The sequence below is a fragment of the Pseudomonas sp. genome, from assembly GCF_046581935.1.
In the GTDB taxonomy this organism is placed as follows: Bacteria; Pseudomonadota; Gammaproteobacteria; order Pseudomonadales; family Pseudomonadaceae; genus Aquipseudomonas.
The window spans coordinates 188,334-210,091 of sequence record NZ_JAYGFK010000012.1; the positions used below are offsets into that span (position 1 = coordinate 188,334).

18 protein-coding genes and 1 pseudogene are annotated in these 21,758 nt (G+C 58.6%); 5 read left to right on the forward strand and 14 right to left on the reverse strand.

Translation table 11 applies throughout. From position 1 onward, the window contains the following. Positions 1 to 142: 142 nt before the first annotated feature. The 7 genes from cmk to mtnA all read right to left on the reverse strand — a co-directional run bounded on the left by cmk (position 143) and on the right by mtnA (position 10,661). Positions 143 to 829, reverse strand: a complete 687-nt coding sequence (gene cmk / locus VCA57_RS08715; protein WP_411184580.1) for a (d)CMP kinase — start codon at positions 827 to 829, stop codon at positions 143 to 145. Beyond that, entirely contained in the window at positions 826 to 3,081 is a 2,256-nt protein-coding gene (locus tag VCA57_RS08720; protein ID WP_411184582.1) for a bifunctional prephenate dehydrogenase/3-phosphoshikimate 1-carboxyvinyltransferase, read from the reverse strand. Before VCA57_RS08720 ends, cmk begins: the two co-directional genes overlap by 4 nt. Continuing rightward, a complete protein-coding gene (hisC, locus tag VCA57_RS08725; RefSeq protein ID WP_411184583.1) occupies positions 3,078 to 4,184 on the reverse strand; it encodes a histidinol-phosphate transaminase in 1,107 nt (368 codons plus the stop codon). Before hisC ends, VCA57_RS08720 begins: the two co-directional genes overlap by 4 nt. A gap of 91 nt (positions 4,185 to 4,275) precedes the next feature. After that, positions 4,276 to 5,382 carry a prephenate dehydratase gene (pheA, locus tag VCA57_RS08730; protein ID WP_411184585.1) on the reverse strand — a complete coding sequence of 369 codons (1,107 nt, stop codon included), beginning with the start codon at positions 5,380 to 5,382 and terminating at the stop codon, positions 4,276 to 4,278. Further along, positions 5,382 to 6,467 carry a 3-phosphoserine/phosphohydroxythreonine transaminase gene (gene serC / locus VCA57_RS08735; protein WP_411184587.1) on the reverse strand — a complete coding sequence of 362 codons (1,086 nt, stop codon included), beginning with the start codon at positions 6,465 to 6,467 and terminating at the stop codon, positions 5,382 to 5,384. The genes pheA and serC overlap by 1 nt, the downstream gene beginning before the upstream one ends. A gap of 104 nt (positions 6,468 to 6,571) precedes the next feature. After that, entirely contained in the window at positions 6,572 to 9,340 is a 2,769-nt protein-coding gene (gene gyrA / locus VCA57_RS08740) for a DNA gyrase subunit A (protein WP_411184588.1), read from the reverse strand. Between the two features lie 244 nt (positions 9,341 to 9,584). Then, positions 9,585 to 10,661: an S-methyl-5-thioribose-1-phosphate isomerase gene (gene mtnA / locus VCA57_RS08745; protein WP_411184589.1), complete on the reverse strand. Its 1,077-nt coding sequence runs from the start codon at positions 10,659 to 10,661 to the stop codon at positions 9,585 to 9,587. 137 nt (positions 10,662 to 10,798) lie between these two features. Between mtnA and VCA57_RS08750 the strand changes: the two genes are divergently transcribed. The 5 genes from VCA57_RS08750 to VCA57_RS08770 all read left to right on the forward strand — a co-directional run bounded on the left by VCA57_RS08750 (position 10,799) and on the right by VCA57_RS08770 (position 15,586). After that, complete coding sequence (locus tag VCA57_RS08750) at positions 10,799 to 12,118, forward strand: TRZ/ATZ family hydrolase (RefSeq protein ID WP_411184591.1); 1,320 nt, start codon at positions 10,799 to 10,801, stop codon at positions 12,116 to 12,118. Between the two features lie 139 nt (positions 12,119 to 12,257). Next, the gene (gene ubiG, locus VCA57_RS08755; protein ID WP_411184592.1) at positions 12,258 to 12,956 is read left to right on the forward strand and encodes a bifunctional 2-polyprenyl-6-hydroxyphenol methylase/3-demethylubiquinol 3-O-methyltransferase UbiG; all 699 of its coding nucleotides are present in this window, start codon (positions 12,258 to 12,260) and stop codon (positions 12,954 to 12,956) included. A gap of 5 nt (positions 12,957 to 12,961) precedes the next feature. Beyond that, the gene (gene mupP / locus VCA57_RS08760) at positions 12,962 to 13,633 is read left to right on the forward strand and encodes an N-acetylmuramic acid 6-phosphate phosphatase MupP (protein WP_411184593.1); all 672 of its coding nucleotides are present in this window, start codon (positions 12,962 to 12,964) and stop codon (positions 13,631 to 13,633) included. Positions 13,634 to 13,704: 71 nt separating this feature from the next. Then, positions 13,705 to 14,445: a YciK family oxidoreductase gene (locus VCA57_RS08765; protein WP_411184595.1), complete on the forward strand. Its 741-nt coding sequence runs from the start codon at positions 13,705 to 13,707 to the stop codon at positions 14,443 to 14,445. Between the two features lie 214 nt (positions 14,446 to 14,659). After that, positions 14,660 to 15,586, forward strand: coding sequence for a GGDEF domain-containing protein (locus tag VCA57_RS08770; protein ID WP_411184597.1), 927 nt, complete (start codon positions 14,660 to 14,662; stop codon positions 15,584 to 15,586). A gap of 168 nt (positions 15,587 to 15,754) precedes the next feature. Here VCA57_RS08770 and rluB read toward each other — a convergent pair whose 3' ends face one another. From rluB to VCA57_RS08805, 7 genes and pseudogenes are all read right to left on the reverse strand, one after another. Further along, the gene (gene rluB / locus VCA57_RS08775) at positions 15,755 to 16,951 is read right to left on the reverse strand and encodes a 23S rRNA pseudouridine(2605) synthase RluB (RefSeq protein ID WP_411184598.1); all 1,197 of its coding nucleotides are present in this window, start codon (positions 16,949 to 16,951) and stop codon (positions 15,755 to 15,757) included. A gap of 130 nt (positions 16,952 to 17,081) precedes the next feature. Further along, complete coding sequence (locus tag VCA57_RS08780) at positions 17,082 to 17,288, reverse strand: DUF1289 domain-containing protein (protein WP_411184600.1); 207 nt, start codon at positions 17,286 to 17,288, stop codon at positions 17,082 to 17,084. Between the two features lie 15 nt (positions 17,289 to 17,303). After that, positions 17,304 to 18,089, reverse strand: a pseudogene (gene scpB, locus VCA57_RS08785) (SMC-Scp complex subunit ScpB); the annotation flags it as partial. A 2-nt stretch (positions 18,090 to 18,091) separates the two neighbouring features. Further along, positions 18,092 to 18,790, reverse strand: a complete 699-nt coding sequence (locus VCA57_RS08790) for a segregation and condensation protein A (protein ID WP_411184941.1) — start codon at positions 18,788 to 18,790, stop codon at positions 18,092 to 18,094. 161 nt (positions 18,791 to 18,951) lie between these two features. Next, entirely contained in the window at positions 18,952 to 20,166 is a 1,215-nt protein-coding gene (locus VCA57_RS08795; protein WP_411184602.1) for a tryptophan--tRNA ligase, read from the reverse strand. A 48-nt stretch (positions 20,167 to 20,214) separates the two neighbouring features. Further along, entirely contained in the window at positions 20,215 to 20,844 is a 630-nt protein-coding gene (locus VCA57_RS08800) for an L-threonylcarbamoyladenylate synthase (RefSeq protein WP_411184603.1), read from the reverse strand. A 13-nt stretch (positions 20,845 to 20,857) separates the two neighbouring features. After that, complete coding sequence (locus VCA57_RS08805; protein WP_411184605.1) at positions 20,858 to 21,721, reverse strand: PHP domain-containing protein; 864 nt, start codon at positions 21,719 to 21,721, stop codon at positions 20,858 to 20,860. Positions 21,722 to 21,758: the final 37 nt, after the last annotated feature.

Here is a 21,758-nt window from a genome sequence, read left to right on the forward strand (position 1 = left end):
TTGATTCAGGGCGGGGAATCCGCCCAAACCACACTCCAGACAATGTGGGTACGTTTATATAAAAAGAAACAATCGGGTCGAGGACTGGGTTCCCGAAAGCTTCCTTGGCGAGCTGGTCAGCTTAAAGCAGCTGTAGCTCTGATCATCCAGCGAGGTCGCGATTGGCGACTTCACTGAGAATTCGTTCAAGCACTTGTTCGATCGAGAGCTCAGTGGAATCCAGCTGAATTGCATCGGCTGCCGGCTTGAGCGGAGCGACTGCACGCTGGGTATCGCGTTCATCACGCGCCTGAATCTCGTCAAGAAGACTCGCGAGGTTAACATCATTGCCCTTGGCCTTCAACTGCAAGTAACGACGGCGAGCACGCTCCTCGGCACTCGCGGTGAGGAAAATCTTCAGCGGTGCATCGGGAAATACCACTGTTCCCATGTCGCGGCCATCGGCCACCAGCCCTGGCATTTCTTGAAACGCTTGCTGTCGCTGCAGCAGCGCATCACGCACTGCAGACAGTGAGGCAACCTGCGAAGCACCGGCACCAACCTGCTCGTTGCGGATCAGGTCAGTGACCTCTTCACCCTCAAGAATGATGCGCTGGCCATGGCCGTTACCGGCGGCAATAAACTGCACATCCAGATGAGCGGCGAGCAGCTTCATCGCTTCTTCATTGGTTAGGTCGACACCGTGATTACCCGCCGCAAACGCCAGCAGACGGTACAGCGCACCTGAATCCAGCAGATTCCAGCCCAGCTGCTTTGCCAGCAGGCCGGCAATAGTGCCCTTACCCGAGCCGCTAGGCCCATCGATGGTAATAACCGGTGCGACGATCATGCTTTGCCCTCCTCGACCACGCGAATACCCACCTGAGCCGACAACGCGAGGAAGTTGGGGAACGAGGTGGCTACGTTGGCGCAATCATGAATGCGTATTGGCGCAGTGGCGCGCAGCGAAGCAATGCTGAAAGACATAGCAATACGGTGATCACCGTGCGCCCAGACTTCACCACCACCGATGCTGCCACCTTCGATAATGATGCCATCCGGGGTTGGCTCGACCTTGACGCCGAGGGCGATCAAGCCATCTGCCATCACTTGGATACGATCCGACTCCTTGACCCGCAGCTCTTCGGCGCCACGCAGCACAGTACGCCCTTCAGCGACAGAGGCGGCAACGAACAACACCGGGAATTCGTCAATGGCCAACGGCACGAGGTCTTCGGGGATGTTGATGCCTTTAAGTTTGGCGCTGCGCACGCGGATATCGGCCACCGGCTCGCCGCCCACTTCACGCTGGTTTTCCAGGGTGATGTCGCCGCCCATCAGTTTGAGGATATCGATCACACCCGTACGGGTCGGGTTAATTCCGACATGCTCCAGCAGCAACTCGGAATCTTCGGCAATGCTGCCGGCTACCAAAAAGAACGCGGCGGAAGAAATATCCGCTGGGACTTCGATAGAACTTGCCGTCAGCTTGTGGCCGGATTCAACACTCGCCGTGCTGCCATCCACCGTAACGGGATAGCCAAAGCCGCGCAGCATACGCTCGGTGTGGTCACGGGTCGGCGCTGGCTCGGTCACCGAGGTTGTGCCTGCGGCGTAAAGCCCGGCCAACAACAAACAGGATTTAACCTGGGCGCTGGCCATGGGCATCTCATAGTTCATACCGGTCAGGCGCTGACCACCCTTGATATTCAACGGCGGACGGCCTTCAGGCCCGGTTTCGATCACCGCCCCCATTTCCCGCAGTGGCTTGGCTACGCGATTCATCGGGCGCTTGGACAGCGAGGCATCACCGGTCAGGGTCGTATCGAAAGACTGCGCCGCCAACAGGCCGGACAACAGGCGCATGGAGGTGCCGGAATTGCCCATATATAGCGGGCCGACTGGAGCCTTCAGACCATGCAGACCAACCCCGTGCACGGTAACCCGCCCATGGTGCGGGCCTTCGATAACCACGCCCATATCGCGGAACGCTTGAATGGTCGCCAGCGCGTCCTCACCTTCCAGGAAACCTTCAACCTGGGTTGTACCTTCAGCCAGCGAGCCGAGCATGATCGAACGGTGAGAGATGGATTTGTCACCCGGAACGCGAATACGCCCTGAGAGTTTGCCGCCTGGGCTTGCCAGGAAAATCAGATCATTCGAGTGCATAGCGTCCACATAGGCCCTGCGGGCGAGAATTTTGCCGAAATGCTCACGGGCCACCCGGGCGCGGGTAAATACGCCCAGCAGTTGATGCCCGTCCCCTGCGTCGACCGCGTCGCGCAAGGCGTCGAGGTCGTCGCGAAATACGTCTAACGTGCTCAACACCGCCTCACGATTGGCAAGGAAGATGTCGTGCCACATAACTGGATCACTGCCAGCAATTCGTGTGAAATCACGAAAACCACCGGCGGCGTAACGAAATATCTCCAGGTTCTCACTGCGTTTGGCCAGCGAATCAACCAGGGTAAATGCCAGCAAATGCGGCAAATGGCTGGTCGCGGCGAGCACCTGATCGTGGTGTTCGACCTCCATGTGCTCAACATCCGCGCCCAGCTCATGCCACAACGCGTCAATCATCTCCAGCGCCGGCGCATCACTCTGCTCACACGGCGTAAGAATCACCTTATGTCGACGGAATAGCTGTGCATTGGCCGCTTCCACTCCGCTCTGTTCGGAGCCGGCAATCGGATGCCCCGGCACAAAGCGCACCACCTTGCCGCTAAAAGCCTGACGCGCCGCACGCACCACATTACCCTTGGCGCTGCCGACATCGGTGAGCACCGACGCTCCCAGATCAAGCTTGGCCAGCTCGGCAAGCAACTTTTCCATGGCGAGAATAGGCACTGCCAACTGGATGACTTCAGCCCCCTGACAGGCAGCGCGCAGATCGACCTCACAGCGATCAACAACGCCAAGTTCAACCGCCAGACGACGTGATTCAGGGTCCAGATCGAGGCCTATCACCTCACGGAACAAACCACTCTCACGCATCCCCTTGGCAAAGGAACCACCGATCAACCCCAGGCCAATAACCACCAGGCGACCGAGCTTAGGGGGCGCAGATTGCACCAGAGTGACAGCAGACTTGGCCTCGCTCACACGCTTAACGCCCCGGCCAGAGCCTCAAGAAAGCGAGCATTTTCAGCAGGCAAGCCAATTGAAACACGCAGGAAGTTCGGCATGCCGTAACCAGCCACCGGCCTAACGATAACCCCAGCTTGGAGCAGCGCCTGATTGATCGCAGCTGTGTCACGACCAAAGTCCACTGCAATAAAATTGCCTTTCGAGGGAATCCAGCTCAAGCCCAGCTCACGCAAACCGGCTTCCAACTGCAGCATGCCGGCATCGTTTAGCTGACGGCCTTGCAGCAGGTAATCCGCATCGTCCAACGCCGCACAGGCAGCCGCCAGGGCCAAACTATTCACGTTAAACGGCTGGCGCACGCGGTTGAGCACATCGGCAATCTGCGCCGAGCTGATCGCATACCCCACACGCAGCGAGGCTAAACCATAGGCTTTGGAGAACGTACGCGAAACCAGCAGGTTGTCATAACGCGCCAGGTACTTGAGGCCGTCGGGCAGCTCATCACCTTCGGCGTATTCGATATAGGCCTCATCGAGCACTACCAGCACATTGCTTGGCACGCGAGCCAAGAAATGCTCTAGGGCGTCAGGGCCGAACCAAGTGCCCGTCGGGTTGTTTGGGTTGGCGATAAACACGACGCGCGTATTGGCGTCGATAGCCGCAAGCATGGCCTCCAGATCGTGGCCAAACGCTTGCGCCGGCACCACTTTGCCCTGTGCACCCACCGCCTGAGTGGCAATCGGGTAGACGGCAAAGGCGTACTGACTGAACACCGCATTAAGCCCCGGCGCTAAGTAAGCGCGGGCGACCAGGTCAAGAATGTCGTTAGAGCCATTACCCAGGGTGACCTGATTCAGCTGTACAGCACAACGCTTAGCCAGGCGGCTTTTCAGCTCGAAGCCATTGCCATCGGGGTAGCGGGTCAGCTCGGCCAATTCTTCACGAATCGCCGCCAATACTTTGGGGCTAGGGCCAAGCGGGTTTTCGTTGCTCGCCAGTTTGACGATGCTGGCTGGATCTAGATCGAGCTCACGCGCCAGTTCATCAACCGGCTTACCCGGCACATAGGGCGACAGCTGCTGTACACCTGGCTGGGCCAGGGCGAGGAAATCGGTCATAGCAAGGCCTCACGCTTAAAGCCGCAAGCCCCAGGTACAGCCCGGCGTCGATGCGCGTTTAGCTTGAGACCTGAGGCATGCCGCAGCAGTTTTAAAGTACCGCTTTGGGGTAGGAGCCCAGCACTTTCAGCGCCACAGCTTCCTGATTGATTTTTTCCAGCACACCCTTGACCAGCGGATCACGGTGATGACCTACGAAATCGATAAAAAACACATAGGTCCACTTACCGCTGCGCGATGGGCGGGTTTCGATGCGTGTCAGGTCAATACCACTGTTGTGGAACGGCACCAACAGCTCATGCAAAGCACCCGGCTTGTTGCGCATCGAGATGATGACCGAGGTCTTGTCGTCGCCAGTGGGCGGTACTTCCTGGCTACCGATGATCAGGAAGCGCGTGGAGTTGTCCGGGCGGTCCTCAATCTTCTCTGCCAGCTTGCTCAGGCCATACAGGCTGGCCGCCATATCGCCGGCAATGGCCGCACTGTTCCACTCGCTTTTTACCCGTTTGGCCGCATCGGCGTTGCTCGATACCGCTACACGCTCAACATTGGGGTAATGCGCATCCAGCCACTTGCGGCACTGCGCCAGGGACTGAGCATGGGAATAAATGCGGGTGATCTTGTCGGCTTGGGTGGTTTCGCCGACCAGCAGGTGATGGTGAATGCGCAGCTCAACTTCGCCGCAAATAACCATATCGTGCTCAAGGAAACTGTCGAGCGTGTGATTGATCGCACCCTCGGTGGAGTTTTCCACTGGCACCACGCCAAAGTTAACGGCACCAGCCGCCACTTCACGGAACACTTCATCGATGGCGGCCATCGGCACGCTGATCACCGCATGGCCGAAATGCTTCATCGCTGCTGCTTGGGAGAAGGTGCCTTCTGGGCCGAGGTAAGCAACCTTGAGCGGGTTTTCCAGCGCCAGGCAGGAAGACATGATTTCGCGGAATAACCGCGCCATTTCCTCATTACCTAACGGCCCCGGATTGCGCTCCATGATGCGTTTGAGCACCTGAGCTTCGCGTTCGGGGCGATAGAAAACCGGCTTCTCGCCTTCCGGCAGGGCCTTCATCTTGACCCGCGCGACTTCTTCGGCGCAGCTCGCACGATCACTGATCAGCTCAAGAATTTTCTCATCGAGGTTATCGATGCGCACACGCAGTGCCTGTAATTCCTGCTCGGAGATTGCATCTGCCATCAGCCGTGCTCCTTCTCGAACTCGGCCATGTAGGCCACCAGCGCTTCGACAGCGTCCAGGCCCACGGCGTTATAGATAGAAGCACGCATACCGCCGACCGAACGGTGCCCTTTCAAATTGAGCAGGCCGCGCGCATCAGCACCGGCAAGAAACGGCTTATCCAGCTTCTCATCGGCCAGACGGAACGGCACGTTCATCCAGGAGCGGGCATTTACCGCAATCGGATTGCTATAGAAATCGCTGGTATCGATGGCCTTGTACAGCAGGTTTTTCTTAGCGCGATTAATCCGCTCCATGGCAGCAACCCCGCCCTGCTCTTTCAGCCACTCAAACACCAAGCCGGACAGGTACCAGGAGAAGGTTGCCGGGGTGTTGTACATCGAGCCGTTGTCGGCGGCGATTTTGTAGTTGAGCATGGTTGGGCAGACGCTACGGGCACGGCCCAGCAGGTCTTCACGCACAATGGTCACTACTAGGCCGCTGGGACCGATGTTCTTCTGCGCGCCGGCGTAGATCAGGCCGAACTTCGACACATCAATCGGACGCGAGAGAATGTCGGAAGACATGTCGGCAACCAACGGGACGTCGCCAACCTCAGGAATCCAGTCGAACTGCAAACCACCGATGGTTTCGTTGCTGGCGTAGTGCAGGTAGGCGGCGTCTTTCGACAATTGCCATTCGTTCTGCCCTGGAATGGCGAAATAGTCATACACCTTGGCGCTGGCAGCGACATTGATGTTGCCGTAGCGGCTGGCTTCTTCGATGCTTTTCTTCGACCAGATGCCGGTATCGATGTAATCGGCAACACCGTCTTCTGGTAGCAGATTGAGAGGGATTTCCGCGAACTGCTGGCTGGCACCGCCCTGCAGGAACAGCACCTTGTAGTCGGATGGAATAGCCATGAGGTCGCGCAGATCCTGCTCGGCCTTTTCCGCAATGGCTGTGTATTCCTCACTGCGGTGGCTCATCTCCATGACTGACAGGCCTTTGCCCTGCCAATCAAGGAGCTCCGCTTGGGCGCGCTGCAGAACAGCTTCAGGAAGCGCGGCAGGGCCGGCGCAGAAGTTAAAGGCTCGCTTGCTCACATCCACTCTCGCTCAAAATAGTGGGCGGGCTGGTGCGTGCCAGCAACCGCCAAATCCTTCCAGCCTGTTACGCAATCAGGGGTGAGCGTACCCACCCCGGCAGATCACTCTTCGCTGATTGGGCTTTCGTCTTCGCTCGTTTCGGCTGCATCAACTGCATCCTCACTGACCTCGACAAAACCTTCTTCACCTTCCAGCAACTCGACCTCATCTTCAACCGAAGGCTCCTGCACACGCTCAAGGCCAACCAGGGTTTCATCCTTGGCCAGCTTGATCAGTGTTACACCCTGGGTGTTACGACCAAGGCTGGAAACTTCGCTGACACGGGTACGTACCAGGGTGCCCTGATCGGAAATCAGCATGATTTCCTCGCCCTCAAGCACCTGCACAGCGCCGACCAGCTTGCCGTTACGCTCGTTGCTGACCATGGCGATCACGCCCTGGCCGCCACGACCACGACGCGGGAACTCTTCCATGGCGGTACGTTTACCGTAACCACGCTCGGAGGCAGTGAGAATCTGCGCATCGGCTTCCGGAATCAGCATGGAGATAATCTCCTGGCCTTCCGGTAGACGCATACCGCGCACACCGCGAGCGGTACGGCCCATGGTGCGTACTTTGCTTTCTTTGAAACGAATCACCTTACCGCCATCGGAGAACATCATCACTTCGCGCGCACCGTCGGTAACGGCGGCGGCGATCAGAGTGTCATCTTCATCCAGTTTGAGGGCGATCAGGCCCGAGCTACGCGGACGACTGAACTGCACCAGCGGAGTCTTCTTCACAGTACCTTTGGCCGTGGCCATAAAGATGTAAGCACCGGTCGGTTCGTCCGGAGTTTCGTCGTCGGCATCATCGCCTTCGACCAACTCTTCAACCTCTTCAGCCTCAACCAGCACGCCTTCGATATCGTCCGGCTCGTCACCTTCAGGAGCCTGCTGACGCAGAGCCTCCAGATCAATCTGCAGCATGGCGGTGATGTGCTCACCCTCACCCAACGGCAACAGGTTAACCAGCGGACGACCACGGGCAGCACGGGAGGCTTCCGGAATTTCGTAAGTCTTCAGCCAGTACACCTTGCCCTTGCTGGAGAACAGCAACAGGGTGGCGTGGCTGTTGGCGACCAACAGGTGGGCGATGTAGTCCTCATCCTTGATCCCAGTAGCCGACTTGCCTTTACCGCCACGACGCTGGGCTTGGTAGGCGGTCAGTGGTTGCGACTTGGCATAACCGGTGTGAGAGATGGTGACCACCCGCTCCTCTTCAGTAATCAAGTCAGCAAGGGTCAGGTCCAGTCGGTTGTCGAGAATTTCGGTACGACGGGCATCACCAAACTCGGCCTTAATCGCTTCCAGCTCTTCACGGATCACTTCCATCAGGCGCACGGCGCTGGTGAGGATGCGGATCAGCTCACCGATCTGGGTAAGAATTTCTTGGTATTCGGCCAGCAGCTTTTCATGCTCAAGCCCGGTCAAACGGTGCAGACGCAACTCAAGGATGGCCTGAGCCTGCTCCGGCGACAGGTAGTACTTGCCTTCACGCAAACCGTACTGCGGATCGAGATCATCCGGACGGCAGGAGTCAGCCCCGGCACGCTCAACCATCGCCTCAACTGCGCTGGATTCCCAGGCATTGGCAATCAGCGCGATTTTAGCTTCAGCCGGGGTCGGCGACGCCTTGATCAAGGCAATTACCGGGTCGATGTTGGACAGCGCAACGGCCTGACCTTCAAGAATATGCCCGCGCTCACGCGCTTTGCGCAGCTCGAACACGGTGCGCCGGGTAACCACTTCACGGCGGTGCAGAATAAAGGCTTCGAGCATGTCCTTGAGATTCAGGACCTTCGGCTGACCGTCGATCAGCGCCACCACGTTGATGCCGAACACGCACTGCATCTGGGTTTGCGCGTAGAGGTTGTTCAGCACCACTTCTGGCACTTCACCACGACGCAACTCGATAACGATGCGCATACCGTCCTTGTCGGACTCGTCGCGCAGCTCGGTAATACCTTCGAGTTTTTTCTCTTTAACCAGCTCGGCGATCTTCTCGATCAGACGTGCTTTGTTCAGTTGGTACGGCAGCTCGCTGACGATGATCTGCTGACGACCACCGACCTTGTCGATGTCTTCGATAATCGCGCGGGCACGCATGTAGATGCGGCCACGACCGGTGCGGTAAGCCTCGATGATGCCGGCGCGACCGTTGATGATCGCCGCAGTCGGGAAGTCCGGACCGGGGATGTACTGCATCAACTCATCGACAGTCAGCTCGCCGTTGTCGATCAGCGCCAGGCAACCATTGATCACTTCAGTGAGGTTGTGCGGCGGGATGTTAGTAGCCATGCCCACAGCGATACCGCTGGAGCCGTTGACCAACAGGTTGGGAACCTTGGTCGGCATGACCGCTGGGATCATTTCGGTGCCGTCGTAGTTCGGCACCCAGTCCACGGTTTCTTTGTGCAGGTCAGCCAGCAGCTCATGCGCCAGCTTGGTCATGCGTACTTCGGTGTAACGCATGGCGGCCGCGTTATCACCGTCCACCGAGCCGAAGTTACCCTGGCCATCAACCAGCAGATAACGCAGGGAGAATGGCTGCGCCATCCGCACGATGGTGTCGTAAACCGCGGTATCACCATGCGGGTGATATTTACCGATTACGTCACCGACCACACGGGCAGACTTCTTGTATGCCTTGTTCCAGTCGTTGCCCAACTCACTCATGGCAAACAGCACACGGCGGTGCACGGGCTTCAAGCCATCGCGTGCATCCGGCAGTGCGCGCCCGACAATTACGCTCATTGCGTAGTCGAGGTAGGACTGCTTGAGTTCGTCTTCAATATTGACCGGGAGGATTTCTTTGGCCAGTTCGCCCATGAGTAGCCTTGTTCCTTTTTCTGGTGAAACTCCGCGCCGCTCGTCCTGAGTGGTGGGGAGCCTGTCGCCGTGCTTTGCGGCTTACAGCGACTCACGACAAATCAATAAGTTATGCCATGTATCTGCGCAGGTAAGAGGCCCGCAATGGGCACCCTCGAAAACCGCCGGAGCTTACCACAATCACTGCCGCGCACCTATCCCCAGCGGCAGCGGACCGACTAGGTGCACATGACTGGAGAAAACCTCAATGCAGGCGCTTGCGACACATCAATTGCGCCATTTTTTCTGTATCCGGCCGGTCGACCACACCCTTTTCAGTGACCAAGAAGTCGATCAGGTCTGCAGGCGTCACGTCGAACACCGGATTGAGCGCGTTGATGCCACCGGCAATACGCTTACCACCCAGCTCCAGCAACTCTGCGGCATCGCGCTCTTCAAGCACGATGTCATCGCCGTGCTCCATGGTCATATCGATGGTCGAACTCGGCGCCACCACCATAAAACGCACGCCATGGTGCATGGCATTTACCGCCAACTGGTAAGTGCCGATTTTGTTGGCTACGTCACCATTCGCCGCAATGCGATCAGCGCCAACGATGACCCAGGTGATGCCACGGGTTTTCATCACGTGCGCAGCGGCTGAGTCAACATTGACCGTGACCGGGATGCCATCTTCCGCCAATTCCCAAGCAGTCAGACGCGAGCCCTGCAGCCAAGGCCGGGTTTCATCGGCATACACACGCTCAAGCAAGCCGTCGTGAAAGGCCGCGCGAATCACCCCGAGCGCCGTGCCAAAGCCCCCCGTGGCCAGGGCACCAGCATTGCAATGGGTCAGCAAGTTTTGCTGATTAGCCTGATGCTTACGAATCAGCTCAAGGCCCAACTGGGCCATGGTCAGGTTGGCCTCGCGATCACTCTGGTGAATGCCGATGGCTTCGGCCTCAAGCAGTGCCAGCGCATCATCACCCGCTTTGAGCCGATCCAGCCGCTCACGCATGCGACCGAGCGCCCAAAACAGATTAACCGCCGTCGGCCGCGAGGCGGCCAGCAGGTCGAAATCCTCTTGCAGCACCGCACGCCAATCGCCGCCAGCTTGCAGCCGCGCGCGCAAGGCCAGGACAACCGCATAGGCCGCGCTAATACCGATGGCCGGCGCGCCGCGCACCACCATGCTGCGGATTGCCTCTGCCACATCCGCTGCCGAGTGATAGCTAAGCCAGGTTTTCTCGAAAGGCAGCGCGCGCTGATCGAGCAGGTGCAGAGCGCCGTCACGCCACTCGATGGCCTTGACCGTCTCTGCCGCTAGCAATTGCTCGCGCATCTCACACCTCCGTCGGAAAAAGCCGACCATTATACGCACAGCGCCCTGCCTATCACGCCAGATCAGGTGCGCGTGCTTCAAGCCTAGGGCGTTCCCCTATAAACTCGCGACTTTAATGATCGCCGGAAGCCGCTCTTATGCCCCAAGCACCGCTCGACCTTCTGCTCCTGCCCACTTGGCTGGTCCCGGTCGAACCCGCTGGCGTAGTGCTACTGGAACATGGCCTGGGCATCCGTGATGGGCGCATCGCCTTGATCGCACCACGGGCCGAAGCCCTTACCCACAGCGCCCTGCAGGTTATTGAGCTGCCAGGGCGACTGCTCACGCCCGGCCTGATCAACGCCCACGGGCATGCCGCCATGACGCTGTTCCGCGGCCTTGCCGATGACCTGCCATTGATGACCTGGCTGGAGCAGCACATCTGGCCGGCCGAGGCCAAATGGGTCAACGAACAATTTGTCCAGGACGGCACCGAACTGGCCATCGCCGAACAGCTCAAGGGCGGCATCAGCTGCTTTTCTGACATGTACTTCTTCCCGGAAACCGCCAGCCAACTGGTGCATAGCAGCGGCATCCGCGCACAGATCACCATTCCCGTGCTGGATTTCCCGATTCCCGGCGCACGCGACGCTAACGAGGCGCTACGCAAAGGCCTGAGCCTATTCGACGACCTCAAGCATCACCCGCGTCTGAAAATTGCCTTCGGCCCCCACGCGCCTTACACCGTGAGCGACGACAAGCTGGAAAACATCCGTATGCTCGCCGAGGAGTTGGACGCCGGCATCCACATGCACGTGCACGAAACCGCCTTCGAGGTGCAGCAGAGCCTTGAGCAACGCGGCGAACGCCCATTGGCACGCCTGGCACGCCTCGACCTGCTCGGCCCGCGCTTCCAAGCCGTGCACATGACCCAGATCGACGATGAGGATGTGGCCCTGCTGGTGGCAAGCAACAGCCACGTGATCCATTGCCCAGAATCCAACCTCAAGCTGGCCAGCGGCTTCTGCCCAGTGGAAAAGCTCTGGCAAGCCGGCGTCAACGTCGCCATCGGCACCGACGGCGCAGCCAGCAACAACGACCTCGACCTGCTCGGCGAAACCCGCACAGCCGCGCTGCTGGCCAAAGCGGTTGCAGGTTCCGCCACCGCCCTGGACGCCCATCGCGCGCTACGTATGGCCACCCTTAACGGTGCCCGCGCCCTCGGCCTGGATAGCCAGATCGGCTCACTGGAACTGGGTAAAGCGGCCGACATAGCGGCATTCAACCTTTCCGGCCTGGCCCAGCAACCGGTCTATGACCCGGTATCGCAACTGCTCTATGCCGGCGGACGCGCCTGCGTCGAACACCTGTGGGTGGGCGGCAAGCAACTACTGGACGCCGGCCAACTGACGCGCATGGATGAACAACGAATCATCGCCAACGCCCAAGCGTGGGGCGCGAAAATCGCTGCAAAATAAGCGCAAGCTCAGGAAATACGAGCACTGCGACAAACTGACATATATTGATCGCCCAACAGGCGTCCAATCCACCCGGCGAAACTGGCAACATGGGCATCTTGCGCCCACCACCTCGCCGCAGCCTGACTCAGGGATTTATATGAGCAACGTCGACCACGCCGAAATCGCCAAATTTGAAGCCCTCGCCCATCGCTGGTGGGACCGCGAGAGCGAATTCAAACCCCTGCATGACATCAACCCGCTGCGGGTCAACTGGATCGACGAACGCGTCGGCCTGGCCGGCAAGAAGGTATTAGATGTCGGCTGCGGCGGTGGCATTCTCAGCGAATCCATGGCTCAGCGTGGCGCAACCGTCACCGGCATCGACATGGGCGAAGCACCGCTGGCAGTGGCCCGACTCCATCAACTAGAGTCAGGCATGAACGTCGAATACAGGCAGATCACCGCCGAAGCCCTGGCCGATGAAATGCCCGGCCAGTTCGACGTGGTCACCTGCCTGGAGATGCTTGAGCACGTACCCGACCCAGCCTCGGTGATTCGCGCCTGCTACCGCATGGTCAAGCCTGGCGGCCAGGTGTTCTTCTCCACCATCAACCGCAACCCTAAGGCTTATATGTTCGCCATCATCGGTGCCGAGTACCTGATGCGCTTGTTGCCGCGCGGCACCCATGATTTCAAAAAATTCATCCGCCCTTCCGAACTAGGCGCTTGGAGTCGCGACGCCGGCCTGCAGGTCAAAGACATCATCGGCCTGACCTACAACCCGCTGAGCAAACGCTACAAGCTGGAAGCTGATGTGGACGTCAACTACATGATCCAGACCCTGCGCGAGGAGTGATGCGCATGCGCTTACGAGCAGTTTTATTCGACATGGACGGCACCCTGCTCGACAGCGCGCCGGACTTTATCGCCATCAGCCAGGCCATGCGTGCCGAGCGCGGCTTACCGCCGATAGCCGACAAACTAATCCGCGATCAAGTATCCGGCGGCGCGCGCGCCATGGTTGCGGCCAACTTCGCTATGGACCCGGAAGCCGAAGGCTTCGAAGCATTGCGCCTGGAGTTCCTCGAACGCTACCAGAGCCACTGCGCGGTATTTACCCAGCCATTCGATGGTATGAGTGAACTGCTCAATGACATCGAACAAGCCAAGCTGATCTGGGGCGTGGCGACCAACAAACCGGCGTGCTACGCCGAACCGATCATGCAGCAACTTGGTCTGGCGCAGCGCTCGGCTGTACTGGTCTGCCCGGACCACGTAAGCCGCAGCAAACCTGACCCGGAAATGATCCTGCTGGCCTGCGCGAAGATGGGTGTAGAGCCCGCCGCCACCCTGTTTGTTGGCGATGATGAACGCGATATCGAAGCCGGCCGTGCGGCAGGCTGCAAGACCGCAGCCGTCACCTACGGCTACATCCACCCACAGGACAATCCACGCAACTGGGGTGCCGATGTAGTGGTGGACCATCCACTGGAACTGCGCACAGTGCTCGACCGTGCATTGTGTAGCTGCTAACACCGCACACTGATCAATCAAGACCGGGCGCAACGCAAATCCGGTCGTTCCTGAAAAACGAGGCTTTACCCATGTTCGACTATTCCGTTCGCCCCGACTTACTCAAGGGCCGCGTGATTCTGGTGACCGGTGCCGGTCGTGGCATTGGCGCAAGCGCTGCCAAGACCTTCGCCGCCCACGGCGCAACGGTGTTACTGCTGGGTAAAACCGAGGAGAACCTCAGCCGGGTATACGACACCATCGAAGCGGCCGGGCACCCGCAAGCGGCGGTAATCCCATTCAACCTGGAAACCGCCCTACCGCATCAGTACGACGAACTGGCGGCAATGATCGAAGCCGAATTCGGCAAAGTCGACGGCCTGCTGCACAACGCCTCGATTATCGGCCCACGCACACCACTGGAGCAGCTGTCCGGCGACAACTTCATGCGCGTCATGCAGGTCAACGTCAACGCCATGTTTATGCTCACCAGCACCCTGCTGCCGCTGCTGAAGCTCTCAGCGGACGCCTCAGTGGTGTTCACCTCCAGCAGCGTCGGCCGCAAGGGCCGCGCTTACTGGGGTGCCTATGCGGTATCCAAGTTCGCCACCGAAGGTTTGATGCAGGTATTGGCTGACGAAATCGACGGCATCTCCAGCGTGCGCGCCAACAGCGTCAACCCAGGCGCAACACGAACTGACATGCGCGCGCAGGCCTATCCAGGAGAAAACCCAGCCGCCAACCCACTGCCCGAGGAGATCATGCCGGTGTATCTCTACCTGATGGGCCCGGATAGCGCAGGCGTTAATGGCCAGGCATTTGACGCGCAATAAACCCTGACGAATGCCGCCAGTTTTCCGGCGGCATCCACCCCACTGGCATCAAACTGCCAGCAACCATGCCGGTTAACCGGCAAAACCTTGCCGCATCCAACCTGGAATACGCATAACTAATTGAAATAAAAGGAATTTATAAACACATCCAAGATTGGCATGAAATTCGCTCTACCCAAGCTATCGCCGCGTACTGCGCTAGAGGTAGAGCTTCATGGCCCCGCACAACCAGTCCAACACTATTGATTTCGACGCCGCCAAACTGCAGCGCCTCGGTTACGCAGGACGCCTGCAGAAAACCTTGAAACCAATCAGCCTGGCGCAACTGCGTCAACAGCTGAACCTGCGCCTGCAGACCTGCCTGGAAGCCGAACGCATTCTTGAGCTGTTTTTCACGGAAGTGCAGCGCCTGGTACCACTCTGCGCAATGAGCTACCACCTGGCTTCTTGCGACTTGCGTTTGGACCTGGGTGAGCGCGCTAACCACTCGGCGGGCTATCGCCTGAACCATGACGGCGAATACTTGGGCGAACTGACTTTTCGCCGCAATCAGCGCTTTAGCGAAAACGAGCTTGGCCAGCTTGAGTCGTTGCTTGCTAGCCTGCTGTTCCCACTGCGCAACGCCTTGCTCTACCGCACAGCTGTGCAAAGTGCACTGCGCGACCCGCTGACAGAAACCGGCAACCGTATCGCCATGCAGCAGACGCTCAAACGCGAAGTGGACATCGCCCGACGCAATCAGCAGCCACTGTCCGTGCTAATGGTGGATATCGATCACTTCAAACGCGTTAACGATGAGCACGGCCACATAACTGGCGACCAGGCACTAAAAGCCGTTGCCAGCGCACTGAAAGATAGCCTGCGCAATGTCGACATGGTCTACCGCTACGGCGGCGAAGAGTTCGTGGTGCTGCTTTCTAACACTAGCCGCGAAGCTGCGTCGATGGTTGGTGAACGTCTGCGTCTCGCGGTATTGGGCATCCAATACCTAGTCGAAAATCGCGCCATCGAACTGTCTGTCAGTCTCGGCTGTGCCACCCTGCTACCGGGCGAATCCATGGACAGCCTGCTACGCCGCGCCGACAGCGCGCTCTACGTATCCAAGCGTGACGGCCGCAATCGCTTGTCGATGGCTGGGTGAAAGCCCCACGTAATAAAAAAATGGCCGGGAGACATTTTTAACGTCGCGCAGCGACGGCCCGCAGGGTGACCGCCATGTATCGCAGGACATAAAAAAGGCGACCCGTGGGTCGCCTTTTTATTACCTACAATCCATGACAGCGCCGCAAAGGGCTACTGCGCAGCAGGACTATTCCGACTTAGGACCACGACCAAAGCCCGGGCGCTGACCTTCGCGGGTCGGCTGGCTACGACGCTTAACTGGCGCACCGGCTGGTTTTCGCGCTGGACGATCGGTCAACTCAACGCTTGGACGCTGCGCACCAGGCTTAGCCGGGCGCTTTTTGTTGACGTCACGTGGGCGCTCGGCAACCGGCGTACCCTTGCTCTGATCATCACGCGGCGCACGTGGGCTACGTACCGGACGCTCGCCACGCTCAGCACCTTCACCACGCGCAGGACGCGAACGGCCCTGATCACTGCCCGCTGCCGGGCCGCTGCCATGAGCAGGACGCAAAGTCCGCTCTGGACGCGCGGCACGACCAACTGGCTTAGCCGATTTGCGCTGCAGACGGTCAATCTTGTCGCGGGCTTTTTCCTTCATATCCGGCAAAGCCACTGACTTGAGGCCGACTTCCTCGCTGAGGATATCCACTTCGCGCTGGCTCATTTCGCGCCAACGGCCCATGGTCAGATCCGAGGTAATAAATACCGGACCGAAACGCACGCGCTTCAGACGACTGACCACCAACCCTTGAGACTCCCACAAGCGGCGCACTTCACGGTTACGGCCTTCCATCACTACGCAGTGGTACCAATGGTTAAAGCCTTCGCCGCCTGGCGCTTCCTTGATGTCGGTGAACTTGGCTGGACCGTCTTCGAGCATCACGCCGGCTTTCAGGCGCTCAATCATCTCTTCATCGACTTCGCCACGCACACGTACGGCGTACTCGCGGTCCATCTGGTAGGACGGGTGCATCAAGCGGTTAGCCAGCTCACCATCGGTGGTGAACATCAGCAAACCGGTGGTGTTGATGTCGAGACGACCGATGTTGATCCAACGGCCATCTTTCGGCCGTGGCAGACGGTCAAACACCGTCGGACGGCCTTCTGGGTCGTCGCGGGTGCAGATCTCGCCTTCGGGCTTGTTGTAGATGATCACGCGGCGCACGCTTTCGGCGGCTTCTTCGCGGCGGATCACCTTGCCATCGACGGCAATCGCGTCGTGCAGGTCAACACGCACGCCGAGACTGGCAACCGCACCGTTGACCTTGACGCGGCCAGCACTGATCCAGTCTTCGATTTCACGGCGTGAAGCCAGGCCCATGCGCGCCATGACTTTCTGTAGTTTTTCGCCTGCGGGGCTGTATTCTTCGATTTCACTCATCTGGGCACCTCCCGGTGTTATCTCTAGTGATTAGGACGACATAGCAGAGTGTGCTATTCGTCGAAGGGGCGCGGAGCATACGCGAAACACGGCGCTTTCGCACGGATTGAGGCTAGCTGATCGCTGGCCGTCAGCTTTTCTTCCGACCAATGGCAGCCAGACTCAACAAACGCATATCCGCCTCAGCCAGCACAGCTCGCCGCGCCTCCTTGCCAAGCTTCTTCCAACCTTTGATCTCGGCCTTGCTGCGCCCACAACCGCGACAGATATCACGCTCGAACTTGCACAGTTTGATACAAGGATCTTTCACCGTAGCAACCCCTCGCTGACGCGGCATATGTCAGTCAGGCAGTTGTTCTTTATCCAGCGTTTGCTGGTGCTCATCAGCATCGACATCGGCAAGCGCTTCGTCCTGCTCGGGCAAATCGTCGAAGTCGGTCTTCAGACCCTGCTCCATCGAATCGAGTTCAGCCAGCAGGCTACTGAAGCTGGTTTCCTCGCCCGCCTCGACCGCCGGCTCATCGGCCAAGGCCATATCAGCACGGGCCTGCAAGCTTTGTGGTACTTCAGGGTCATCCTCAAAGGCCAGTGCCGGTTCGGGCTCCAGCTCACGCAAGGCAGCCAACGGCGGTAGTTCGTCGAGGCTTTTCAGATTGAAGTGATCAAGAAAGGCCTTGGTGGTGGCAAACATGGCCGGTTTACCGGGTACATCGCGGTAACCCACCACGCGAATCCACTCGCGCTCCAACAGGGTTTTGACGATATGGCTGTTAACCGCCACACCACGCACATCCTCAATCTCGCCACGGGTGATCGGCTGGCGGTAGGCAATCAGCGCCAGGGTTTCCAGCATCGCCCGCGAGTAGCGCTGCGGCCGTTCTTCCCATAGACGACCAACCCAAGGCGCATATTTTTCGCGCACTTGCAGGCGGTAGCCAGATGCCACTTCAACCAGCTCAAAAGCACGTCCATCACAGGATTTGCCCAGATGCGTCAGGGCCTTCTTGAACACCGCAGGCTCCGGCCGCTCGGCCTCTTCGAAGAGTTCGAACAAACGCTCCAATGATTGCGGTTTACCGGATGCCAGCAGGAAGGCTTCAAGCAGACTGGCCAGTTCACGCGGTTCGTTTAGGTTCATGCTTACTCAGCCCGTGCACGCACATGAATTGGTCCGAAAGCCTCATTCTGCACAAGCTCGACCAGCGATTCCTTGATCAATTCGAGTACTGCCATAAAGGTCACCACCACACCAAGCTTGCCCTCTTCAGCGCTGAACAGGCTAACAAAGGGCACAAACGCGCCGCCCTTGAGGCGCTCAAGCACTTCGCTCATACGCTCGCGGGTCGACAGTGCTTCACGGGTGACCTGGTGGCTTTCAAACATATCAGCGCGGCGCAGCACCTCGGCCATCGACAGCAACACCTCTTCCAGGCTGACATCCGGCAGCAGCTTGCGCGCCCGAGCTTCGGGGGCATCCAGGCGCGGCACGGTCAGGTCACGGCCAACCCGGCTAAGCCCGTCAATACCTTCCGCGGCGGCCTTATATCGCTCGTACTCCTGCAGGCGGCGGATAAGCTCAGCACGTGGGTCGTCTTCCTCAGCCTCAATCTCACTGGAGCGAGGCAGCAACATCCGCGATTTGATCTCAGCGAGCATGGCTGCCATCACCAAATACTCGGCGGCCAATTCCAAACGAACGGATTGCATCAGCTCGACATAGCCCATGTATTGGCGAGTGATTTCCGCCACGGGAATATCCAGCACATCAATGTTCTGTTTACGAATCAAGTACAGCAACAGGTCCAACGGCCCCTCGAAAGCTTCTAGAAAAACCTCCAGAGCATCCGGCGGAATGTACAGATCCAGCGGCATTTCGGTAACCGCCTGGCCATACACCAAGGCAAATGGCAGCTCTTGCTGGGCATTGGCCTGATCCTGGGGATGGCTATCGGGGTGTTCCTGGGCGGGCACGCTGGACATGGTCACTCTCGACAGTAGGCTCAGCGGTAATTCAAGCCAAGGGCAAGACGCACTTCACTGAGGGTTTCGCGCGCTTCAGAACGCGCACGCTCAGCGCCGTCGGCGAGGATCTGCCGAACCAGGTCAGGGCTGTCCTGATAATCCGCCGCACGCGCCTGCAGTGGTTGCAGTTCCTGCTGCAGCGACTCGACCAGCGGCCCCTTGCATTCGAGACAACCAATACCCGCACTGCGACAGCCTTGCTGAACCCATTCGCAGGTTTCATTGCTGGAATACAGCTGATGCAGCGACCACACGGGGCAATTGGCCGGGTTGCCAGGATCATCGCGATGCACCCGCGCGGGGTCGGTGGGCATGCGGCGGATCTTCTCCTCAATCACCGGGGCGCTGTCGCGCAGGAAAATCGCGTTGTTATTGGACTTGGACATCTTGCTGCCATCCAGCCCGAGCAACTTAGGCGACTCACCCAGCATGGCCTGCGGCTCAATCAGCAGAATTTTGCCACCGCCCTCAAGGTAACCATAGAGACGCTCTCGATCACCCAAGGTAATACTTTGCTGCTCTTTGAGCAGTGCCCGCGCGGTTTCCAACGCTTCGCCATCACCTTGTTCCTGATAGGCCTTGCGCAGGTTGTTGTAGAGCGTGGCGGTTTTCTTACCGAGCTTGATGATCGCGGCCTCAGCCTTTTCCTCAAAACCTGGCTCGCGCCCATACAAATGGTTGAAGCGCCGCGCTATATCGCGGGCGAACTCGATATGTGCCAGTTGGTCACTGCCCACCGGCACCACACCGGCGCGGTACAGCAGAATGTCCGCAGCCTGCAGCAAGGGGTAGCCAAGAAAACCGAAAGTACTCAGGTCCTTGCCGTGCAGCTGCTCCTGCTGTTCCTTGTAGGAAGGCACGCGCTCCAACCAGCTGAGCGGGCAAATCATCGACAGCAGCAGGTGCAACTCGGCGTGCTCAGGTACTTGCGACTGAATAAACAGCGTCGCCGAGCTGGGGCTGACACCGGCCGCCAGCCAATCCACAGCCATGTTCATAACCCGCTGCGGCAACGGGCCGACATCATCATAGTCAGTGGTCAGGGCGTGCAGATCGACAATGCAGAAGAAGCATTCATAGCTGTGCTGCAACTTCACCCAGTTTTTCAGCACACCCTGATAATGCCCTAGGTGCAGCAGCCCACTTGGGCGCATGCCAGACAGCACGCGACGTTCAGCGTCAACAAGACTCAAAACTGGTTACCTGAAAACTCGAAAGAACTGGATTATATAGAGCCAAGCTCAAAGATCATCCGTAAAAGGCGACGGATCACCGCAACCCACCCGAAACACCTCAGGCTCATCATCAAGCAAGCTGACCACGGTGGACGCTTCTAAGCCACCAAAACCGCCATCGATGATCAGATCGACCTGATGTTCAAGCATCTGGCGCATCTCATAAGGGTCGCTCATTGGTAGTGTTTCGCCAGGCAAAATCAGGCTGACGCTCATCAGCGGCTCATCAAGTTCAGCTAGCAAAGCCATGGCAATCGGATGACTAGGCACCCGCAGGCCGATGGTGCGGCGCTTGGCATGCAGCACCATGCGCGGCACTTCACGGGTGGCATTGAGAATAAAGGTGTAAGGCCCGGGCGTGTGGCTCTTGAGCAGGCGAAAAGCTGCGGTATCGACCTTGGCAAAGGTACTCAGCTGCGACAGATCGCGGCACACAAGGGTGAAATTGTGCTTGTCATCCAGCTGGCGCAAACGACGGATACGCTCCACCGCGTTTTTGTCGCCAATATGGCAGCCAACGGCATAGGAGGAGTCAGTCGGATAGACCACAACCCCTCCGTTGCGGATAATTTCCACGGCCTGTTTAACCAGGCGCGCTTGCGGGTTTTCCGGATGAATCTGGAAGAATTGGCTCACACTTGGATCCTGGTCAAATGGCGGTAGGCTGCTGGACATGTTGAAACCGTACCCACAAGGGCGGTAGATCCTCGGGCACCGGGCGGTAAACACCCAGCTCAGACCACTGACCCGGCGCATGGAAATCACTGCCTGCGGTGACGAACATGCCAAATTCCCTCGCCAGAATCGCCAGACTACCCACCTGTTCGGCCGGCTGCATACCATTCACAACTTCCAACGAATGCCCACCCGCGCCAACAAAGTCAGCGATCAATTTACGGCGTTTACTCCGAGTAAAGTCGTACTGCCAAGGATGTGCCAGGCTGACCCATGCGCCAGCGCGTCGCAGGGTATCGACGGTCTGCGCAAGCTCTGGCCAATGCTGTTTAACATCGCCCAATTTGCCCGAGCCCAACCACTTGCGAAACGCTTCAGCGCGATCCTTCACATAACCGCCGCGCACCAGAAAATCTGCAAAGTGCGGGCGCGCCGGGGCATTACCACTGTCACCCAATTCCTGCTGTAGCGCGCGCGCACCTTCAAGTGCTCCGGGCATACCCTTGGCCGCCAAGCGCTTACCGATTTCTGCGGCACGCAACCAGCGCCCCTCATGCAGCTCCGCAATAGACTGCTGCAGGGCTGGCGCATCACGGTTAAAGGCATAGCCCAACACATGGATAGTGGCACCGCCCCAGGTACAAGACAGTTCTATGCCATTGACCAACTGCATGCCCAACGCTTGGGCGGCAGCAGCGGCCTCATCCAAACCATCAAGCGTGTCGTGATCGGTCAATGCGAGCATACGCACACCGCGTTCGAACGCCCTCGCCACCACCACAGCAGGCGCAAGTGCGCCATCCGAAGCGGTGCTGTGGCAATGCAAATCAACGTCCATAGGTGGCACTTTCCGAGTTATTTATGTTTGTTATTAT

Coding starts and splice junctions, on each gene's coding strand:
- cmk (WP_411184580.1), bottom strand. CDS start 829: ATGATCGTCGCACCGGTTATTACCATCGATGGGCCTAGCGGCTCGGGT.
- hisC (WP_411184583.1), bottom strand. CDS start 4,184: ATGACCGATTTCCTCGCCCTGGCCCAGCCAGGTGTACAGCAGCTGTCG.
- pheA (WP_411184585.1), bottom strand. CDS start 5,382: ATGGCAGATGCAATCTCCGAGCAGGAATTACAGGCACTGCGTGTGCGC.
- gyrA (WP_411184588.1), bottom strand. CDS start 9,340: ATGGGCGAACTGGCCAAAGAAATCCTCCCGGTCAATATTGAAGACGAA.
- mtnA (WP_411184589.1), bottom strand. CDS start 10,661: ATGCGCGAGCAATTGCTAGCGGCAGAGACGGTCAAGGCCATCGAGTGG.
- VCA57_RS08750 (WP_411184591.1), top strand. CDS start 10,799: ATGCCCCAAGCACCGCTCGACCTTCTGCTCCTGCCCACTTGGCTGGTC.
- ubiG (WP_411184592.1), top strand. CDS start 12,258: ATGAGCAACGTCGACCACGCCGAAATCGCCAAATTTGAAGCCCTCGCC.
- mupP (WP_411184593.1), top strand. CDS start 12,962: ATGCGCTTACGAGCAGTTTTATTCGACATGGACGGCACCCTGCTCGAC.
- VCA57_RS08765 (WP_411184595.1), top strand. CDS start 13,705: ATGTTCGACTATTCCGTTCGCCCCGACTTACTCAAGGGCCGCGTGATT.
- VCA57_RS08770 (WP_411184597.1), top strand. CDS start 14,660: ATGGCCCCGCACAACCAGTCCAACACTATTGATTTCGACGCCGCCAAA.
- rluB (WP_411184598.1), bottom strand. CDS start 16,951: ATGAGTGAAATCGAAGAATACAGCCCCGCAGGCGAAAAACTACAGAAA.
- VCA57_RS08780 (WP_411184600.1), bottom strand. CDS start 17,288: ATGCCGCGTCAGCGAGGGGTTGCTACGGTGAAAGATCCTTGTATCAAA.
- VCA57_RS08805 (WP_411184605.1), bottom strand. CDS start 21,721: ATGGACGTTGATTTGCATTGCCACAGCACCGCTTCGGATGGCGCACTT.